The sequence below is a fragment of the Mucilaginibacter mali genome (assembly GCF_013283875.1).
Lineage (GTDB): Bacteria > Bacteroidota > Bacteroidia > Sphingobacteriales > Sphingobacteriaceae > Mucilaginibacter > Mucilaginibacter mali.
This window is the reverse complement of the sequence record NZ_CP054139.1, coordinates 832858-851576: the sequence shown is the minus strand read 5'-3', so window position 1 is coordinate 851576 and position 18719 is coordinate 832858. Positions and strand designations below refer to the sequence as shown.

Annotated in this window: 14 protein-coding genes; 1 reads left to right on the top strand and 13 read right to left on the bottom strand. The window is 49.5% G+C overall.

Annotated features, from left to right (window positions below):
- Positions 1–20: 20 nt before the first annotated feature.
- The 10 genes from HQ865_RS03720 to HQ865_RS03675 form a co-directional block, all read right to left on the bottom strand.
- Positions 21–737, bottom strand: coding sequence for a pirin family protein (locus HQ865_RS03720; RefSeq protein ID WP_173413596.1), 717 nt, complete (start codon positions 735–737; stop codon positions 21–23).
- A 71-nt stretch (positions 738–808) separates the two neighbouring features.
- On the bottom strand, positions 809–1351 hold the full coding sequence (locus tag HQ865_RS03715; RefSeq protein WP_173413595.1) for a hypothetical protein: 543 nt from the start codon (positions 1349–1351) through the stop codon (positions 809–811).
- 75 nt (positions 1352–1426) lie between these two features.
- Positions 1427–2158, bottom strand: a complete 732-nt coding sequence (locus HQ865_RS03710; RefSeq protein WP_173413594.1) for a dioxygenase family protein — start codon at positions 2156–2158, stop codon at positions 1427–1429.
- An 804-nt stretch (positions 2159–2962) separates the two neighbouring features.
- Positions 2963–4318 (bottom strand): TolC family protein, encoded by a 1356-nt coding sequence (locus HQ865_RS03705; RefSeq protein ID WP_173413593.1) that lies wholly within the window; start codon positions 4316–4318, stop codon positions 2963–2965.
- Positions 4315–7431, bottom strand: a complete 3117-nt coding sequence (locus HQ865_RS03700) for an efflux RND transporter permease subunit (protein WP_173413592.1) — start codon at positions 7429–7431, stop codon at positions 4315–4317. The genes HQ865_RS03705 and HQ865_RS03700 overlap by 4 nt, the downstream gene beginning before the upstream one ends.
- Positions 7432–7437: 6 nt before the next feature.
- Positions 7438–8529 (bottom strand): efflux RND transporter periplasmic adaptor subunit, encoded by a 1092-nt coding sequence (locus HQ865_RS03695; RefSeq protein WP_173413591.1) that lies wholly within the window; start codon positions 8527–8529, stop codon positions 7438–7440.
- 190 nt (positions 8530–8719) lie between these two features.
- On the bottom strand, positions 8720–8995 hold the full coding sequence (locus HQ865_RS03690) for an ArsR/SmtB family transcription factor (RefSeq protein ID WP_173413590.1): 276 nt from the start codon (positions 8993–8995) through the stop codon (positions 8720–8722).
- A 294-nt stretch (positions 8996–9289) separates the two neighbouring features.
- On the bottom strand, positions 9290–9877 hold the full coding sequence (locus HQ865_RS03685; protein ID WP_173413589.1) for a LutC/YkgG family protein: 588 nt from the start codon (positions 9875–9877) through the stop codon (positions 9290–9292).
- A gap of 171 nt (positions 9878–10048) precedes the next feature.
- Positions 10049–11422, bottom strand: a complete 1374-nt coding sequence (locus HQ865_RS03680) for a lactate utilization protein B (RefSeq protein ID WP_173413588.1) — start codon at positions 11420–11422, stop codon at positions 10049–10051.
- 113 nt (positions 11423–11535) lie between these two features.
- Positions 11536–12279: a (Fe-S)-binding protein gene (locus HQ865_RS03675; protein WP_173413587.1), complete on the bottom strand. Its 744-nt coding sequence runs from the start codon at positions 12277–12279 to the stop codon at positions 11536–11538.
- Between the two features lie 377 nt (positions 12280–12656).
- On the opposite strand from HQ865_RS03675, the gene HQ865_RS03670 reads away from it, so the two are divergent.
- Positions 12657–13526 carry a pirin family protein gene (locus tag HQ865_RS03670; protein ID WP_173413586.1) on the top strand — a complete coding sequence of 290 codons (870 nt, stop codon included), beginning with the start codon at positions 12657–12659 and terminating at the stop codon, positions 13524–13526.
- A gap of 142 nt (positions 13527–13668) precedes the next feature.
- Here HQ865_RS03670 and HQ865_RS03665 read toward each other — a convergent pair whose 3' ends face one another.
- The 3 genes from HQ865_RS03665 to HQ865_RS03655 form a co-directional block, all read right to left on the bottom strand.
- Entirely contained in the window at positions 13669–16104 is a 2436-nt protein-coding gene (locus tag HQ865_RS03665) for a TonB-dependent receptor (RefSeq protein ID WP_173413585.1), read from the bottom strand.
- Between the two features lie 131 nt (positions 16105–16235).
- Positions 16236–18269 (bottom strand): M56 family metallopeptidase, encoded by a 2034-nt coding sequence (locus tag HQ865_RS03660; RefSeq protein WP_173413584.1) that lies wholly within the window; start codon positions 18267–18269, stop codon positions 16236–16238.
- Positions 18270–18303: 34 nt separating this feature from the next.
- Entirely contained in the window at positions 18304–18690 is a 387-nt protein-coding gene (locus HQ865_RS03655; protein WP_173413583.1) for a BlaI/MecI/CopY family transcriptional regulator, read from the bottom strand.
- Positions 18691–18719 lie beyond the last annotated feature (29 nt).

The following is an 18719-nucleotide window of genomic DNA, read 5'->3' as shown; positions in this document are numbered from 1 at the left end:
GCCTGCTTTTTTTGTGCCCGTTACTTTCGCATTTCCAGCACCAGTATTACCGCGCTATTGCTCAGGGCTTCCATATCGGCTTCGTGCAGGTCCCATAGCGCCAGACCATCGCGCTGGTGCATCAGGCGGCCTTGTAGTTCAAAAGCACCGGCTATTACAAAGGCGAAGAACAGACCGCCATCGGGCACAGGATACAGTGCTTCCTCCCGGCCATCAAAACGGGCGATGTGCAATTTGAACGGCAATTGCTTCAGCGATTCCGGTTGCTCGCCCTGCAATACATCAATCAACTGGTTCTGCCTGCCTTCAAACTCAAACTCGTATAATTTAGGTAACAAGGTTGATAATCCCAGCGGATCGGCCCTGAACTCAAGGTACAGGAAATTGATCTGCTCATCGTTGTAAGGGTTATTCAATTCGATGATATTTCCAGCTGGCAGGTAGCGTACCTGCACCTGGCCAACATCCACCGTGCCGGTATGGCCCAGGTCATCCTTCCAATCTACCTCGCCGGTGATGGGGATAATAACCGACCACAACGCGTGTGTAGCAATGTAGCTTACCCTTTGACCTGGCGCATACAGCTCATCGTTCAGCGTAAGCAGCGAACCGAACGGTTTACGGTGCGGGTCTGCATAATCGCCATAGTTAAACGTGCAGCAGCGGGTCAGCTTGCCGGTTTGGGTTACACCGCGCTGATCGGCCAGGTAAATTTGTCCGGGGGTTAGTTTTTGCATGTTAGCTGTTTTTTTAAAGTTAGAAGCCTCACCTAAATCCTCTCCAAAGGAGAGGACTTGCCTTGCAAGTTCTAAAGCCCCTCTCCTTTGGAGAGGGGTTGGGGTGAGGCCACACTGTGGATATTTAAATACGGCTGCAGCTGAAATAATTCGGTCAGCGCTTCTGCATCCTCATCGTTCGGGGTTTCGGTATTGTGGGACGATACCAGCAGATAATTATTTATCGTATCATGCCAGATCAACGGTTCGCTAAAGAAGTTGATGGCCACTACGTGCTTATCCCTGTCGTTAATATCCGAATTGATGATCTCGAACTGAAACGAACGGATCCGTAAAAAGCGGCGGCCCAGCGTATTCAGTATCTCGGGGAGGATACCGCCCAGTTGCTGCACATACCCCGTTACCGATGGCGTTACCATACCAGTAAGCTTTTGCGCGTTGGGGAAATGCTGCAACAGTTGGGCATAGCTGGTATAAGGTGTGCCCGCGCTGAAGTTTTGCGCCTGCATTTTAAACTCCATATAGCTGTCCCCGTGCACCATTTTATCCCAGGGTAAGGCGGCGTTTGGCCTGATGATCTTTCGATAGCAAAGGGTAATGATCCGTTTATTCATTTTTATAAATGTGAAAAGACGCGCAGGGTTTCGGCCCTTAGCGTCTCTGTTTTATTGGGGGATATCGAATTGTAATTAAGCGTTCACTGCAAGGTTGATCGACAGGGCGAAACCATCGGTAGTATTACCGGTTACCGTGGCAATTTCAATACCGGCGGTATCATCACTGAAGATGCCGTCGCTTTTGTTATAAGTATAACCGCTCATGCCCTTGCTGTAGCCGTTCACCGCTACAAGCGCGGTGTTTGCACCTTCAGGGAACGCGATTTGTGTAACTTTTAACGATGTGCCTGACGCGCTGTAAATATGCACATGGATATGCGTAGCCCGGCCGCTGTACCAACCCGGGAAAATGGTGGTAAAGGTTACCGTGCCGGTCGAGTCGGTGGTTTGGCGGCCGCGCAGGAAGTGTACCGATGTATAGTTGGTGCTCTGCATGGTGGTACCGCCATATTCAGAGTAGTTACCGGCCGCGTCGCAATGCCAGATATCTACCAGTAAACCCGACAGCGCGTTACAGTTATTGTTATGGTTCACCACGGTGAGCTTGGCGGTCAGTTTATAACCGGTACGGTCGTCGCGGATATCGCTGCGCACATACGATGCCGGGGTATGGGTGGGGAAAGGGCCTTCGGTTTCGTCGGGCGCTACGGTGCAGCCATTGGTTGTGGTAGCGCCGCCTGTGGTGGTAGTGGTTGTCCCGGTGCTGGTGTCGGTGTTTGATACGCCGTCCTTTTTGCAGGCTATTATTGCCGATGCTGATGCCGCCCCTATCACCAGGCTTTTTAAAAAGTTCTTCCTTTCCATCTTGTTATCTCCTATGCGTTAGTTTTAATTTCAATTAGTTAAACCAAAAGTAACAAGCCGGTTACAGGCACGGAAAAGGGTATCGGTAAATGGAGGGATTGTGTCGATAAAGGGACTTGTTATTCAAAAAAACTTCGTCATTCTGATTATAAAGTACAACCGGGAGTATAAAGGTGGCTATAGCGCGTGTAAACTAACCAAGGGTAGACTCACCCGCCCGTTGCTTCGCCCGGGCACCCTCTCTCGCCTTTGGCGAAAGAGGGGATGAAATAACGTAGTGAGGGGTTTGAAACCCCTCGCTACATTGCCGTACTGCTCCGGCCCTCTTTCCGCGCAGCGAAGAGAGGGCCGACCAGCGTAGCGTAGTCGGGGTGAGTAATCCCGGTAGGCATAGCGGTAATGCATAGTTTGGGATCCTTTGCTATTGCACAGGATGACCCCTCACTGGCTTCAGTCTGTGACTGAAGCCTACGGATAAATTAAAGTCTATGACTTTAGGCATGCGCAAGTCACAGACTTGCAGATATCTTAAGGCTTCAGTCACAGACTGAAGCCAGTACAAGGTTTGAAACCCCTCGCTACATTGCAGCAACTGCTCCTGCCCTCTTTCCGGCGCAGCCGAAGAGAGAGGGCCGACCAGCGTAGCGTAGTCGGGGTGAGTAATCCCGGTAAGCAGAGCGGTAATGCACAGTTTGGGATCCTTCGTTATCGCTCAGAATGACGTTTTGTGTTGATACAAGCGGCAAAACAAAAAAGCCGTGTGCACCTCAGTCCACACGGCTTTAAAAACGATGATGTTGGTTATTAATTTCCTTTGGCAGCCAGCACCCGCTCCAAATCTATCCTGGCCGACTGATAATCATACACTGCCTCCAGGTAGTTTGATTTGGCAGTGGTCAGTCCCAGTTCGGCATCCAGCAGTTCCAGGCGCGATGCTACGCCCCTTTCGTAACGGTACTGGGTAATGCTGTAGCTAAGCGCTGCTGTTTCGGCCACCTTGTTTTGCACTTGTATGCGTTGCGTGGTTTCGGCCAGGTTGGCTACCACCTGCTTCACGCTTACGCGCAGTTGCTCCTGCGCGTTGGTATAGTTCACGGCCGATTGCTCTGCGCCTATCCTTGCCCGGGCTATCTTAGCCTTATTGGCATTGCCCGAGAAAAGCGGGATAGCGAATTGTAAACCCGCGTACGATACCGGCGGCCAGCTGCTGCCACCCCATTTAAAGCCATTGGCCTGGCTTTGCACCTGGTAGGCGCTAATCAGGTTCAGCACCGGCATTTTACCGGCTTTAGCCACATCTACCTCGCTCAGACTAATGGTTTTGTTCAGTTCCAACGCTTTCAGGTCGGGGCGCTGGTGCAGGGCCTCGGTGTAAACACCGCTTTCGTCGGGTAGCACATCGGCCACGTTGTACGATAACGAATCGGTGAGGGTCAACTCGGCCTTTTCTTCCAGCGCCAGCAAAACTTTTAGCTGCTGGCGGCTTACATTAATGGCGTAAGTCAGGCGCATAATATCGGGTTGCAGGTTTTGCAGGTTGGTGTAGGCACGCAGGGTATCCACACGCAGGGCCTTACCCTGTGCCAGCAGCGAGCGCGAATCTTCCAGCGCTTTTTTGTTACGGGTGATGCTTTCCATTTGCAGTTGCAGCCTTTTGGCCAGCACCAGCATACGCAGGTAAACCTGTTTTACGGTGGCGGTTACATCGGCCTCTTTATCGCGGTAAAGCAAAACAGATTGCTGTTCGTACAATTTGGCTTGCTTTAACCCGGCCACAGCCGATGGGTTGTACAGCGATTGTACTAAACCTACCGTCGCGCCCACCTGGTCGTCGCCGCCGAAACGGCTATAGGGTACGGCCTTTGACGTGGTTGGCGCGCCGCTACCCAGTCCGAAGAAAACCGGCTTTTGGAAATAGCGCTGATATTGCCCGGTGATGCCGATGTTAGGCAACAACAGGGCTTTTGATACAATGGTTTGTTGCTGCGCACGGCCAATATTCAGCGAGTCGCTTTTTAATTCGCGGTTATGGGCAACGGCCATTTTAACCGCGTCGTTCATACCCAGGCTAATGCTTTGGGCATGCGTTTTTGATATAGCAAAAACGAGGATGACAAGCACCAGCCATGCCAGCAGGTGCGCGTTATATTGATTTTTCATATGGTTAATTCAACAGGTGAAGCTGTTTGCTCTTCGGGATGGGTGGTGGCCGTTTTATGGCGCATCGCCCTGCTGAAGAAGCTGTAAACAGCCGGGATAACATAAAGGGTAAGGATACCGGCAAACACCAGCCCGCCTACTACCACAATACCCAGCGATTGCCTGCTGCCCGTAGCCACGGCAATGGGCAGTGTACCGAAGATCATGGCCAGCGTGGTCATCAAAATCGGGCGGAAGCGGGAGATGGCGGCGTTGCGCACAGCATCCATTTTGCTTTGGCCTTCTTCTTTGTTCTGGTTGGCAAACTCTACTATCAGGATACCGTTTTTGGTGATCAGACCGATAAGCATAATAATGCCGATCTCGCTAAAGATGTTCATCGTCTGCCCGGTAAACCACAGGCTCAGCACGGCCCCGGTAACGGCCATCGGCACGGTTAACAGGATGATGAACGGATCTATCAAACTTTCAAACTGCGCGGCCAGCACCAAATAGATCAACACAATGGCAAACAGGAACGCGTAGATCAAACTCGAACTGCTTTCGCTAAAATCGCGGCTTTGGCCGGCCAGCGCGGTGCTGAAACCTTTAGGCAATTCTTTGGCGGCTATCTTGTCCATTTCCTGCAAAGCCTCGCCCAAACTAACGCCGGGCGCCGGGGTTGCGTTAATAGTTACCGCGTACGATTGGTTGTAACGGTAAATAGCCGGTGGACTGATTCCCTCTTTCAGGTTCACTAAATTATCCAGCGATACCATCTGGCTATTGCCCGCTTTCAGGAACAGCGAACGCAGATCGTAAGGGGCCGATCGTTCTTTACGGTCTAACTGGCCGATCACTTCGTACTGCCTGTCGTTATAGATAAAGTAGCCGTAACGGCGGCCTGATAGGGCCAGTTGCAGGGTCTTGCCTATTTCCTGTGTCGAGATACCTAACTGGGCGGCACGCTGGCGGTCGATAGAGATGCTGATCTCCGGGCGGTTGATCTTAAAGTCAGGGTCCTGGAAGGTCAGTTTAGGGTTGGTATACACCGCCCCCATCAATTTCGGCATCACGTTGATCAGTTGCTGCAGATCGGGCGCCTTAATTACGTATTGCACGGGTTGGGTGGTTACAAAGCCGCCAATAGTTGGGGTTTGTATCGGGATCACCATTACATTGCGGAATCGTTGCGTAGCCACGGCCAGTTTCTGGTAGATCTGCTGCTGCGTCATTTTGCTTTGGCGCTCTTTAGGATCTTTTAAAAAGATCCACTGAAAACCGCCGTTAACCGGCTGTGCCAAAGTGCCCACGCTGGCCGCTATACCCGAATAGGTGCGCCCGGCATGCAGATCGGGGATGGAATCGTTCACAAAATTGCCTATATCCTTCATGGTACTCTCCATACTTTCGTACGATGTACCCTCGGGGGCTATTACGGCCAAACCGATCATCGAGCGGTCTTCCAGCGGCGCCAGTTCCGACGGCAGCTTAGGCATAATAAAGTATACCAGCCCGAACGACAGGATAAGCAAAGCGAAGCCCAGCCACCTGAATTTGAGGAAGAAGGCCAATGAACGCCCATAGCCATTATTTATGGCCACAAAAAACGGCTCGGTTTTGCGATACAGCCAGTTATGTGCCGATCCGGCTTTTAGCAGGTAGGCGCTCATCATAGGCGATAAGGTTAGCGCCACAAAGGCCGATATCAGTACCGATCCCGATACCACAATGGCAAACTCGCGGAACAGCCGCCCGGTTATCCCGCCAAGGAATAAGATGGGCAAAAACACTGCAGCCAGTGTTACCGTGGTTGATATTACCGCGAAATAGATCTCGTTAGCACCTTTGCGGGCAGCCTCTATCGGGGTCATCCCCTGCTCTATCTTACTGTAGATATTTTCCAGCACCACAATGGCATCATCCACAACCAGGCCGATGGCAAGTACCAAACCTAACAAGGTTAATACGTTGATACTGAAACCCGCTACGTACATGATAAAGAACGCCGAGATGATGGATACCGGGATAGCCACCAGCGGGATAATGGTACTGCGCCAGTCGCGTAAAAAGATGAAGATGATGATGGCCACCAGTCCAAAGGCGATGATCAGGGTTTCCTTTACCTCCGACAGCGAATTACGCACCGGAACGGTAAAATCTTTACCCAAAGCGATATCATATTCTGCCGGAGCGTTCTTTTTGATCTCTTCGAACTTCTTCTTAAAATCTTCTACAATGGCCAGCGAGTTAGCGCCGCGCTGTGGCTGCACGCCTGTACCCACGCCAAAGCTGGCCGTTTTGCCGCTGAACTCGATCATAGCCGTACGCTCGTTTGCCGACGACATTACCGCCGTACCAATATCGCGGAAGCGCACAATAGCCCCATCCTTTTGGCTGATGATCATGTTATTAAAATCGTTCTCGGTAACCAAACGGCCCTGGGTACGCAGGGTAACTTCGTTGTTTTGGCCTTCGATACGGCCACTTGGCAAATCGACGTTCTCGCGCTGTAAAGCGTCTTGTATGTCTGATGGGGTTAATCCGTACGATGCCATTTTAACCGGGTCCATCCTTAAGCGCATGGAGCGTTTGCGGCCGGCATAGCTATCCACCAGCCTAACGCCGGGGATGGATTGCAGGCTTTCTTTAATGTTGATGTTCACAAAATCGGTAACATCTTCCAGGCTTTTGGTCTTGCTTTTTACGGTAAGGAACACCAGGATATCGGGCGGGCCCGATTTTTCTACCACGGTAGGTTCAATATCGGTAGGCAACTGCTGGCGCGATTTGGATACCTTGTCGCGTACATCGTTGGCAGCGGCTTCCAGGTCGGTGCTCAGGTTAAATTCTACGGTGATCATACTCACCTGCTCGCGCGATACCGATGAGATGGCGCGGATCCCGTTGGCTTCGGCAATGGCCTCTTCCAACGGCTTGGTTACCTGCGACGCGATGATATCGGCGCTGGCGCCCGGGTATACGGTAGTGATAGTCACTATCGGCGAATCGGTAACCGGGTACTCCCTGGTACCCAAAAATGTGTAGCCCACGATGCCGAATAATATCAGTAATACCGACATTACACCTGCCAGCACGGGCCGGGATATGCTTGTTTGAGATATAGCACTCATGGTTAATTAGTTTTGAGTTGAATTAATAGTGGCCAGCTGTACAGCCGAGCCGGGGCTAAGGCGCATCAGGTTACTGGTAACCAGGGTATCGCCGGCGGCAAGGCCACTCAGCACCTGCACGTTCCTATCGGTACGCTGACCGGTTTGGATAGGCACCATGGTTGCCTTACCGTTTTTAACCGCGTAAACCGTATAGCCCTGCGACGATGGCATCAGCGCCTGCGATGGCACCATCAGCTGGTTATTGGCCGAATTAAGGGCAATCTTCAGGCGGGCACTCTGGCCGGGCAGCAGTTCATCCTTAGGGTTATCGCTCACAGCGCGGATCAGCAATGTGCGGGTGTTCTGGTCCAGTTTAGACTCGTGTGCTTGCACCACAGCGGTATAAGTTTTGGTGTTCGATTCTACACTGAAACCGATACGGCTGCCTTCGCGCAGGATGGCGGCATATTTTTCGGGCACGGTAAAATCAAGCTTCAGGCGGGTATAATCTTCCAAATTGGTCATTACCGTTTGCGGGGTAACAAACGAGCCGGGGTATACATGGATGATACCGATACGCCCGCTAAACGGCGCGCGGATGCGTGTTTTCTCTATCATTACCTTCAGTTGCTGCACCTGCGCGTCAATCACTTTCAGATTAGTAAAAGTTTGGTCGTAATCCTGCTGGATAACGGCCCGGTGCTGTATCAGGTCTTTAAGGCGCTGCTCGTTCAGGCGGGCAAGTTTTTGTTGTTGAACTAATTGTTCAAGCTGGGCCTGCAGGTCGGCATCATCCAGTTGGAATAATAAAGCACCGGTGCTTACCGTGCTGCCTTCTTTAACATTTACACGTACTACTTTGCGGTTCAGTTCGCTCACAATGTCTACAAACTGGTTGGCTACTAATGTCCCGGTGGCTTCCATTTCGTCTTTAATGGTTTCGGCTTTCAGCACAATGGCATCAACCGGCACACCAACTGGTGCCGCGGCAGCTTTTTGCGCGGGCGGTGTGTTCTTAGCTTCGGTATTGCAGCCTGCCCATACCAAGGTTAGCGCGACAAGACTGATGAGCAATGCACCCTGTATAATAGTTTTTGATTTGATTTGCGTATTCATATATTCATTAATTTAAATATTTCGATATATTATTGATGATGAAGAAAAGCGGCTGCGCTAAAGCGCAGTATTAAACGGGCCGCATCCGGCAGCCGGCTTAATAAGTTGTGATGATTGATTTTTCATATTGATAAATTTAAATATTTCGATATATTATCTATATTTAAGAAAGAGCGGGAATACAAGCTATTTACCCTTTAAACTGGTTAAGGTAACTGATGTATTCGTCCAGCACTTCTTCGTTCAGCGTATATTTAAGGTTACGCCCCTCTTTTTGCGGGATGATCAGGTCGGCATCAGTAAGCTGCTTTACGTGGTGCGAGATGGATGGTTGGGCCAGGGTGACGAAATCATGTATCTCGGTACAGTACAGGCAGTTATTCTTCTTCTTGATCTCCTGCAAAATGCAAACCCGGTTGGGGTCGCTAAGCGCCTTGGATATGCGCTCAAATTTTTTTAAGTCCACAACTATTTCCTTTTCCTGAACAAATGTAAATAGATATATCGAAATTTATCAATGTGTTTTATTTGATGACATGCGGGTGATTTTTGCCATAGTGGTTATTTAACCACAAAGGGCACAAAGGAATGAGAAGCGTATTAACCACAAAGAACACAAAGGCCTATATTAACAAGAAAGTCTTTAGAAAATGAGAACACAAAGCTATTAGAGTTTAATATTAAGATATAAAGGCTTTGTGCTCTTTGTGAAAAACCTTTGTGACCTTTGTGGTTAAATTGCCACCAACACCAAACATTATCACCCCATCAAAAACACCGTCATACTCCTCGATCCATGCGCGCCGATGACCAGTGATTGTTCGATATCAGCAGTTTTGGATGGCCCGGCTATAAACGCGCCGTAGCCATAACTCAGATCAATATTACGCGCGTAGGCCTGATGCATGGTAGGTACAATATCGGCAGCGTTAACTACTACGGCCAAATGCTGGGTAATAAAAGGTAAGGCCCGGTGACCCAACAGTTCCTCGGTAACCCAAACGGCGCCATTCTCGGCCACGCCGAAGTGGGCCTTTAGTACGGCCAGTTCCACATCCTGCAAATGATGGGCGGCAGGTTGCGGGGCGAAAACTTCGGTGGTAATTTCAGCCAGTTCGGGTATCAGGGTGATGATGCGTTGCCCGCCGGTATAATTTTGTTTAACAATAGCCGCTATTTCATCATAGCTGCCTACACGGTAAACCCTACCGCCAATGGTGGTTAGCGTGGTAACAAATTTCTCGGTCGCCTCTACAGGTTCGCCCGTTAAAAAAGCAATATCCGGCATAGGTACACTTTCTGGCTGATTCTGCTTAACCGCGGCGAGTATTTTTTCTCTGCTTGTCATTACTTCGTATCATTTGCTGCGCGTCATTCGCTGCGCTGTCGTTGAGTCATTGTTTTGTTCGTGATTTGCATAACTTCTGGCCTCACCTAAATCCTCTCCAAAGGAGAGGACTTCAGAAGTTTTATCACCCTCTCCTTTGGAGAGGGCAGGGTGAGGCTCCAATCCACATATTTACTTCCTATTCTTCTTATACCACTCCCCGAACGATTCTTTCGGCGGCTCGGGCATATCACGGTTTTTATACCATGGGTTCAGTCCGTTGTTTACAGCAAACGGCGCGTATTTCATTACTATACGGCCCATTTTACCTGCCAGGCGGTATACGGTCGGCGAGTTGAGCGTGGTGGTCATTACCTGCATGCCTACCTTTTTAACGGTGGGCGCGTAGCCTTCTTTCACCAGCACCTGCCGCCATTTATACAGCTGATCGTGGATATCGATCTTCACCGGGCATACGTTTGAGCATGATCCGCATAATGTTGAGGCGAATGGCAGGTCGGCATACTTTTTCATATCCAGGTTAGGTGCCAATATGGAACCTATAGGCCCGGCAACGGCAGTATGGTAACTATGCCCGCCACTACGGCGATAAACAGGGCAGGTATTCATACAGGCCCCGCAACGGATACATTTCAGCGAGTTGCGGAACTCCTCGCGGCCCAATTGTACCGTACGGCCGTTATCAACCAGTACCAGGTGCATCTGCTGCCCCTCGCGCGGTTTTTTAAAGTGGCTTGAGTAGGTAGTGATAGGCTGCCCTGTAGCGCTGCGGGTTAACAAACGTAGAAAAACACTTAGGTGCTTGCGCTGCGGGATGATCTTCTCGATACCCATGCAGGCAATATGCACATTGGCCAGGTGCGCGCCCATATCGGCATTACCTTCGTTGGTGCAAACCACAAACTCGCCCGTTTCGGCAATAGCAAAGTTTACGCCGGTTAAGGCTACTTTACGGGTAAGGAAGGTATCGCGCAGGTGAATACGCGCTGCTTCGGTCAGTTGCTGCGGATCATCCAGTCCGCTTGGTGTCCCCAAATACATGTGGAACAGGTCGCCTATCTCGCCTTTCTTTTTGTGGATACAAGGCAGCACGATATGGCTTGGTGGTTCCTTAGCCAGCTGAACAATACGTTCGCCCAGATCAGAGTCGATCACCTCGATACCGTGTTCGGCCAGGTATTCGTTCAGACCGCACTCCTCAGTCAGCATCGATTTGCTTTTCACCATCTGCGTAACGCCCTCGTCTTTTATCAATTGATGGACGATGCGGTTATGCTCGGCCGCGTCGGCTGCCCAGTGTACGGTGATACCGTTGGCCTGGGCTTGCGCCTCAAACTCTACCAGGTATTTATCAAGGTTTGATAATACATTATGCTTTATTTGCGATGCCGTGTTGCGCAGATCTTCCCATTCGGGCAGTTGGTGCACGGCCTTATCGCGCTTTGCGCGGATGAACCAAAGCGTTTCATCGTGCCAATCGACACGTTTTTCGTCTTTATTAAATATATCCGCCAGTTCGGCGTGGTCTTTACCTTCGGTATGCATGTGTCATTAAGTCATTGCGCTGCGCCGTCATTCGCTACGCTGTCATTAATCCATTTTCATCATTTGCACATCTGCATATTCGCACATCTGCACATTATTCCCCCTTTAGGGGGTTAGGGGGTTGGGCTGCCATTCAATATCTGCGCAATATGCAGCACTTTCACTTTGCTGCCCTTGCGCTTCAGTATGCCTTCCATGTGCATCAGGCAGCTCATATCTACACCGGTAATATATTCGGCGCCGTGTTCCAGGTGGTCGTCTACCCTGTCCTTACCCATTTTGGCCGATACGGCTTCTTCGGCAACGCAAAAGGTACCGCCAAAGCCACAGCATTCATCAATACGGTTAAGGGGGACGATTTCGATACCCTCCACCATGGCCAGCAGGCTGCCCGGTTTAGAGAACGATGGCGCAACCAGTTCGCTCATGCTGCTAATGTGCAAGCCTCGCTGCCCGTGGCAGCTTTGGTGCATCCCCACCTTATGCGGAAATTTAGCCGGCAGGCTTTTCACCTTCAGCACATCGGTTAAGAAGGTGGTCAACTCGTATACGCGGCTGCGCACGTCTTTAGCTTTATCTTCCTGCTTATCATCGTGCAGGTGATCGCGCACGTGCAGCACACAACTGCCCGAGGGCGCTACAATATAATCGAAACCATCAAAATTTTTTATGAACAGTTCGTTACAGCCATGGGTAAGATGCTCGAAACCCGAATTGGCCATTGGCTGGCCGCAGCAGGTCTGGTTGGCGGGATACACTACCTCAACACCCAATTTCTCCAGCAATTGCAGGGTAGCAATGGCTGCACCGGGGTAAAACTGATCGACATAACAGGGGATAAATAACCCAACACGCATTAGCAAACAGATTTTATAAAACGCCTAAATTAGGAGTATCAAATGGTCAATTGATATTCTATCCTTGCAAATGTATAGCATCATATTGGCTAAACTATCCTGTACAGTCGGTTGGTCGTTGGTCTGAATCAGAATTTACAGTATTTCAAAATTTTCAGAATTTTGTTCATCCTTAAATTCTGAAAATCCTGATCCAGACAATTATGGCGTTGCCTGCGGCCCGGGCTATCCGCTCATACTACACAGGGCCTTAGCCACGGGGCCGGTATCCGCTCCTATCCATAACGCGGAGTTGCCGCTAAACTTCTTGACCTGCGTCAAGTTTTCCGGCTTTCGCCCGGCTTATCTTTGTATCATCAATTACAAAGGAGCATAAAATGAAAAAGCCGATAGAGCGTATATACAGCCGCCCCGCCCGTCCGGGTATGGTGGGCGATGGTTTCAGGGTGTTTAACTATTTCCCCGGCGGGGGGATCAGTCAGCAAAGGGTTAGCCCTTTCCTGATGATGGATTTTAACGCCGAGTGCGATTTTGGCGCATCCGACCATATCCGTGGCGTAGATGTGCACCCGCACAAAGGTTTCGAAACCGTTACTATTGCCTACAAAGGCAGCGTGGCCCATCACGATAGCACCGGCAACAGCGGTGTGATCCATCCCGGCGATGTACAGTGGATGACCGCCGGCGCCGGCTTGTTACACAAAGAATACCACGAAGAGAATTTCAGCAAGCGCGGCGGCCCCTTCGAGATGGTGCAGCTTTGGGTAAACCTGCCTGCAAAGGATAAGCTGACCCAGCCAAAATACCAGGCCATTACTGCTGCCGAAATGGGTAAGGTAAACCTGCCCGGCGATGCGGGATTGGTAAATGTCATCGCCGGATCGTTCAATGGCAACAATGGCCCGGCCAGCACCTTCACTCCGGTGAACATGTTTGATATCAAACTGAACGCTGGTGGCGAATTAAGTACCACCATCCCTGCCAGCCACAACACCGTAATACTGGTGGTTGAGGGCAGCATTGAAGTAAATGGCGAAGCCGCCCAATTGCACGACCTGGTACTATTTAAAAATGATGGCGAAGACATCAGCATAAAAGCTACCGAAAACAGCGTACTCCTGCTGTTAAGCGGCGAACCGATAAACGAGCCGATAGCCCAATACGGCCCGTTTGTAATGAATACCAACCGCGAACTGCAGGAGGCTTTTGAAGAGTTTCAATCAGGGAAATTTGGGAGTTTGGATTAAGGATTAGTGGCAATTTAACCACAAAGGTCACAAAGGTTTTCACAAAGATCACAAAGCATTTATAACTTAATAATTAAGCCAGGCTTTGTGGTCTTTGTGCTTTTATTTCTTTGTGACCTTTGTGGTTAAATTGCCACTAATTCTAATTTTTCACCCTGTTCTGCTCGCTATCCGCTCCATTGGCGTTATGCTTACGCTGGCCTTGTATGGCTTTGCCGAAGCGGTAACTGAAGGTTAGCTGGGCGAAGCGGGTATCGCCTACGCTATGATAATTGGCCAGGGTATTGGCCAGGTTATTAATAATACCTCCGTTATCCCAGGTGTAAAAAATATCGTTCAGGGCCAGCTTTACGCTTGTTGAGGTGGATAGCTTTTTGGCTATGGCGGCATCAACCCTATACTTGCGGGCTACTGTAAACTGCGCGCTTTGCAGCTGGCTTTGGTAGCCGCCGGTGGTTTGGATGGTCCAGTCCTTACCGGGTTTAAATTGCAGCATCATCCGGCCGAAGAAGTAGGTACCCTGCGTGTTAAGCCGGCCGGTATAAAAATCGCTGATGGTATGGATATTTTGCACACGGCTGTTCAAACTAAGGTTAAACCATTTAGCAAGATCTACAGGGGCGTCAACCGATATCGTTTTCACTTCGGTACTGCCCAAATTGCCGGGGCGACTGTAATAAATACCGTTTACAATTTCTATCGTTTCGTTCACATCATCAAGCGTTTTACCGTACGATGCGGTGAGGCTGATGTTTTTATAGGAGTAGGTCAACTCGAAATTATTGGTGTATGATGGCCTCAGGAACGGGTTGCCCACATAATAGGTAAACTTATCCAGCGGCGATTGAAAGGGGTTCAGATCCTGGTAATACGGGCGGTCGATACGGCGGCCGTAATCAAGCGTAAGGTTATGATGTCCGGCGCTGTCCAGCTTATATTGCAGGTAAACGGTTGGAAACAGGCTGGTATAATTTCGCCTGAAAGATGAATCGGGCTTTTGCGCGTTACCCAACTGGTGCCCGTCGGATACGGTGTTCTCCAAACGCAAACCTGCCTGGAGCGAGAAGCGCTTGTAATCCTTACTGGCATTTAAATAGGCCGCGTTGATGTTTTCACGATAAAGGAAATGGTTGGTTTTGCCGTAATCGGGCTTGGTAACACCGCCTAAGGTGTAAAAGTAGCCGGCCATATTATCGGTAGTGGTATAGCTGGTCTTTAATCCTGTCGATAGCTTGATGCCGTTCTTTAGCGGCTGGGTATAATCCGTTTTGGCCGAATAGATATCCAAATGTGCGGGCAGGTTGCCGGTCAGCAGGTCCGATCCTTTAACGGTATTATTAGGCAAAAAACTGGTGTTCAAAAATGATTGCACATTGTTGGTATAATAATTCAGGTAATCCACATCCACAGTTAGTTCCTGTCCTTTGGTGGCGTACTCGTGGCGGTAGTTCAGGTTAAGGCCGGCGTTATCAAATTGGCCATCGTCGTTATTATTGGCAACAATGGTGCTATCCAACTTATATTGCGGATTGTAGAAGTTACTGGTATTAATTGTTGGCCTGTGTTGCGGGTTCACCAGGCCGGTAATACCTATACCGATGGTGGTTTTATCCGACAGGTAATAATCGGCGCTTAACCTTGCATTATAGCTTTTGGCCCAGCGACGGATAAAATCGTTCTGAATAAATATAGAATTGATATTTCCCGCCGAATTGGTGAACATGCGGTTGATGTTCAAATTAGTAAAGTTATCGTTGGTGTTATAACTCACATTACCGGTAATGTTCAGCTTATCCTTACGGTAATTAAAATTGCCCGAATTATTGGTGCGCCCATACCGGCCCAGTGAGTAACTAAGATTTACGCTGCCATTAAAGCCCACCACCTTGCTGCGCTTACTGCGGATATTGATCACCCCGCCATTTCCAGCCGCGTCGTATTTGGCGGGCGGATTGGTCATCAGTTCTAACTGATCGATGGTGGATGATGACAGCGAACGCAGGTAATTCTCCAGGTCGGCGCCAGATAGGTAGGTGGGCTTATCGTCGATAAAGATCCTCACGCCTTTGCCGTTCAAACTGATGCCTCCGTTCTGATCGACGACTACCCCCGGCGCTTTTTCCAGCATTTCCATCACGGTCGATCCGGCATTGCTGATATCGGCATCCACATTCACCACCGTGCGGTCTATCTTATGCTCAACCAAAGGCCGCGACGCGCTTACCGATACCTCCTTCAGGGCCGTACCTTTTTGCTGCAGGGCGATAGCGGGTAGCACCATATCCTTATCCAAACTAATCACAGCGGTTTTATACCTGGCGAAGCCGATCATGTTTACCGCTAATTTATAGTTACCCGCTTTTAACCCCGCCAATATGTAACTACCGTCAGGCTCGGCTAACGCGGTTTTTACCAGTACCGAATCGGTGGCACGCGACAGGTAGATGGTAGCGCCATCCAGCGGCTTACCATCGTTACCGGTTACTTTTCCGCTTATTTTAAAACCCGTTTGGGCAAATGCGCATGTTGAGGCAATAATTATCCACGCGGCTATCATAGCCGTTAGCTTTAGTTTCATGTGTCTGGTCAGTTTATTTTTTGTGGTATTTTAATTCATGAGGAATGTTTTACCTGTAACAAGGCCATAGCTATCCCTCCGCGCCTATTAAAAGACGCCTTAAAAGTCATTTCGTTACAATTATTGGTTATTTACTTATTGCTTGATGTATTGTCAATAGTCGTGCTGCTTTCAGTGTGCTTTTCGGTATCGTAGTTATACATCCAGGTCCAGTCGCCTTTTTTGGCTGCCTTAACATATTTGGCGCGGTATTTCTGGTAAACATCTTCGGGCTGTTTTTTATAATTGATGACAAACTCGGTAGTGCTTATCTTAAACGAAAGGTTATCGCGGCTTTTGATCAGGCCGTCTTTTATCATGTCATCAATTATCTCTTCCCTGTTATCACCATATTTCCCGGCCTTGGCTTTGTACTTGTTTTTGTCCTTGTTGTAGTTACTTGTATCCGCGTTATAGGCATTGCTGGGATAAGTGCTGTTATAAGGCGATGCATAGGGTTGCTTTTGCACTGGTGCTACCACGCGCTGTTTGGGGGCAACAGGCAACGCCCGCTTGTTGCTCACCGAATCGCTGGTAGTATTATTCATTAGCTTGCTCAGTTGCCCTAACTGCCCCGATAACTGGTTTAAATTTCCCGACAACTTACCTAAAGCCGCGGTATTGGTGTTCATCTTCTGATTCATTTTGGCCGCGTCGGCATCAATTTTCGATAATACACGATCGATATCTGCCTTGCGCTTTGTCTGTTCATCGGCAGAGAGTGTCTCACCGTTAATTTGTATCGATATTAGCTTACCCTCTACCTGGTTCAGCTGGTACAGAACACCGTTCTCTTTATACAAGTAAGTTGTAAAGTTGGGTTTTGTGATGATCTTCTCCACCCCGTCTTTAAACTGCCCGGGGTTGTAAATGATCATCTGATTAACCGGCGTGGTATCGGCAACAGCAACTTCCTGTGCCGGCGAGTCTGGTGCCGTTATTTCGGCTTCCGGTTTGGCATCAGGCATTGTTTTTTCACTTGCCGGTTTATCTTCTTTAATAACAGATGCAGCAGCATGGCTAATCACTTTTTTAGTGGAATCAACCAGTTTGTTGATCTGCGTCGTGTTTGAAAAGGCGGTGGTGAGCAAGCCGGCCGCCACCAGCCCTATCGTTAGCAGTGTCTTTTCAAATGTATCCAGCGAGTGGTTGCGGTTGGTTACCATGCGCTTCACCCTATCTACCAAATGATTTTTTTGACCGGGGAAAGCCATAGCATAGGCCGGTATGGCTTGCTGGTATTCTTCGCAACTTACCAATGCACGGATATAACTTGTTTTAGCCGCGTTTTGCGCCAGCGCCATATCATCGCAGCAATGTTCACGCTCGGTTTTGATCAGTTGCGATACCCACAACACCGCCGGGTTAAAGAAGAAGACGATCTCGACCAGGTTTTGCAGCAGGTTAACCAAATAATCGCGGCGGCGGATGTGCGCCAGTTCATGCAGTAGGATGGCCTCAACCTGGTCGGGGCTTAAAGCCGCAAGCAAACCAACCGGTATCAGTATCACCGGCTTTAAATGCCCGATCACCATCGGCACCTTGGCCAGTCCCGATTCCAGCAGGCTTATGCTTTGCCTGATACCCATCTTATCCGCCATCCGTTGCAACCATTGTTCCCAATCGGCTGCCACGGCATAAACCTTATTGCGCTTAAGCAGGTAGGTACCCTGCAAACCGGTAGCCAGTTGAATGCAGCGTACACAGATTACCATAAACCAAATGAGTACGATGTTATTATGATGATCATTCAAATAGCCGGCAATGGCAGCCAATACATCAGCCTTATTCTTATCCGCATGACTAATAACCTGCCCGGGCTGATCGATACCCTCTACCCCGCCAGCGTTATTAACCGCATTGCCGGCGCTGTGTACCGCCGTTACAACAGGTTTAGCAGCATGCTGCATTTCCATTGTGAATGTTACCGCGGCAGATATGGCAAACAACACCATCACCCCCACCAGCATATTGTATCGCTTTGCAGCGGTAGACTTGCGGGTAAACACAACGATAAGTCCAGCGGCAGCAGCCAGTACAACGCCCTGCAAAAGGGAGTAAACCAGCGTATTGGATAGCGCGCCGATCAGTTGATCGGTTAGCGCGGAGGTGAGGGTAAATGACATGGTGGTTTATAATTTTAGGTTTTTTTAATTGGCATTATTTATTATCCAGTTCGTCCAGCATCCGGCGGATACCGTCCAGATCTTCCTTCGATGCCTTTTTATTGCCCAGCAATTGCATCACCAGTTTCCCGGCCGATCCCTGGTACACCGAATCGATAAACTTATCGAGCAGATGGTCCTTGGTTTTTTCTTCGGCTTCGGCAACGTGATACACGTGCTTCATCTGGCTTTCGTCGCGTTTCAGGATCCCCTTATCGGTCATGATCTGCATCAGCTTCAGGGTGGTGGTATAGTTCACATCCTTTTGCTTCAGCAATTCATCGTTAACGGCGCGCACAGTAGATGGGCCTTTATCCCACAGTACCTGCAATATTTCCAACTCAGATCTGGTTGGCTCGGGGCGTTTATTTTGATCTTCCATATTGTTCACAAATCAAAGATAGGAATTTT

Excerpts from the sequence above, each read along its gene's own strand:
- HQ865_RS03655 (WP_173413583.1), bottom strand. The coding sequence starts at position 18,690 with ATGGAAGATCAAAATAAACGCCCCGAGCCAACCAGATCTGAGTTGGAA.
- HQ865_RS03710 (WP_173413594.1), bottom strand. The coding sequence starts at position 2,158 with ATGGAAAGGAAGAACTTTTTAAAAAGCCTGGTGATAGGGGCGGCATCA.
- HQ865_RS03700 (WP_173413592.1), bottom strand. The coding sequence starts at position 7,431 with ATGAGTGCTATATCTCAAACAAGCATATCCCGGCCCGTGCTGGCAGGT.
- HQ865_RS03720 (WP_173413596.1), bottom strand. The coding sequence starts at position 737 with ATGCAAAAACTAACCCCCGGACAAATTTACCTGGCCGATCAGCGCGGT.
- HQ865_RS03705 (WP_173413593.1), bottom strand. The coding sequence starts at position 4,318 with ATGAAAAATCAATATAACGCGCACCTGCTGGCATGGCTGGTGCTTGTC.
- HQ865_RS03715 (WP_173413595.1), bottom strand. The coding sequence starts at position 1,351 with ATGAATAAACGGATCATTACCCTTTGCTATCGAAAGATCATCAGGCCA.
- HQ865_RS03695 (WP_173413591.1), bottom strand. The coding sequence starts at position 8,529 with ATGAATACGCAAATCAAATCAAAAACTATTATACAGGGTGCATTGCTC.
- HQ865_RS03675 (WP_173413587.1), bottom strand. The coding sequence starts at position 12,279 with ATGCGTGTTGGGTTATTTATCCCCTGTTATGTCGATCAGTTTTACCCC.
- HQ865_RS03685 (WP_173413589.1), bottom strand. The coding sequence starts at position 9,877 with ATGACAAGCAGAGAAAAAATACTCGCCGCGGTTAAGCAGAATCAGCCA.
- HQ865_RS03680 (WP_173413588.1), bottom strand. The coding sequence starts at position 11,422 with ATGCATACCGAAGGTAAAGACCACGCCGAACTGGCGGATATATTTAAT.
- HQ865_RS03665 (WP_173413585.1), bottom strand. The coding sequence starts at position 16,104 with ATGAAACTAAAGCTAACGGCTATGATAGCCGCGTGGATAATTATTGCC.
- HQ865_RS03670 (WP_173413586.1), top strand. The coding sequence starts at position 12,657 with ATGAAAAAGCCGATAGAGCGTATATACAGCCGCCCCGCCCGTCCGGGT.
- HQ865_RS03660 (WP_173413584.1), bottom strand. The coding sequence starts at position 18,269 with ATGTCATTTACCCTCACCTCCGCGCTAACCGATCAACTGATCGGCGCG.